Here is a 1,193-nt window from a genome sequence, read left to right on the forward strand (position 1 = left end):
TTACTCGGTGATGCTGGAAACGACGCCAGCACCAACAGTCCGGCCACCTTCGCGGATCGCGAAGCGGAGGCCTTCGTCCATGGCGATCGGAGCGATCAGCTCAACGTCCATGGCAATGTTGTCACCAGGCATAACCATTTCTGTACCAGCCGGAAGGGATACAACACCGGTTACGTCAGTTGTACGGAAGTAGAACTGCGGACGGTAGTTGGTGAAGAACGGTGTGTGACGACCGCCTTCTTCCTTCGTCAGGATGTAGGCTTCTGCCTTGAACTTGGTGTGCGGTGTGATGGTGCCCGGGTGAGCCAGAACCTGGCCACGCTCAACGTCTTCACGCTTCGTACCACGCAGCAGAACACCAACGTTATCGCCAGCTTCACCCTGATCGAGCAGCTTGCGGAACATTTCAACACCTGTACAGGTTGTCTTGGTGGTTTCCTTGATACCGACGATCTCGATTTCTTCACCAACCTTGACAACGCCGCTTTCAACACGACCGGTCACAACAGTACCACGACCAGAGATGGAGAACACGTCTTCGATCGGCATCAGGAACGGCTTGTCAACATCACGCTGCGGCAGCGGAATGTAGTCGTCAACAGCCTGCATCAGCTCGAGGATGGCGTTCTTGCCAATTTCGTCGTCGCGGCCTTCCAGTGCTGCCAGAGCAGAACCCTTGACGATCGGAATATCGTCGCCCGGGAAGTCGTATTCGCTCAGCAGTTCGCGGATTTCCATTTCAACCAGTTCAAGCAGTTCTTCGTCGTCGACCTGGTCAACCTTGTTCATGAAGACAACCAGGGCCGGAACGCCAACCTGACGGGCCAGCAGGATGTGCTCGCGGGTCTGCGGCATCGGGCCATCAGCAGAGGACACAACCAGGATACCACCATCCATCTGGGCCGCACCGGTGATCATGTTCTTCACGTAGTCGGCGTGACCCGGGCAGTCAACGTGAGCGTAGTGACGGTTTGCAGTCTCATACTCAACGTGGGATGTGGAAATCGTGATACCACGGGCCTTTTCTTCAGGCGCCTTGTCGATTTCATCAAATGCAAAGGCAGAACCGCCGCTTGCTTCAGCCAGCACCTTGGTGATCGCTGCTGTCAGTGTGGTCTTACCATGGTCAACGTGACCAACGGTTCCGATGTTTGCGTGCGGCTTACTGCGCTCAAATTTTTCTTTGGCCATTT

Annotated in this window: 1 protein-coding gene; it reads right to left on the reverse strand. The window is 55.4% G+C overall.

The features are described from left to right. Window positions 1-1,191 (reverse strand): elongation factor Tu, encoded by a 1,191-nt coding sequence (gene tuf / locus FQB27_RS16535; RefSeq protein ID WP_169562187.1) that lies wholly within the window; start codon window positions 1,189-1,191, stop codon window positions 1-3. Window positions 1,192-1,193 lie beyond the last annotated feature (2 nt).

The sequence above is a fragment of the Sneathiella chinensis genome, assembly GCF_012720115.1.
Classification (GTDB): Bacteria; Pseudomonadota; Alphaproteobacteria; order Sneathiellales; family Sneathiellaceae; genus Sneathiella; species Sneathiella chinensis.

Excerpts from the sequence above, each read along its gene's own strand:
- tuf (WP_169562187.1), bottom strand. The coding sequence starts at position 1,191 with ATGGCCAAAGAAAAATTTGAGCGCAGTAAGCCGCACGCAAACATCGGA.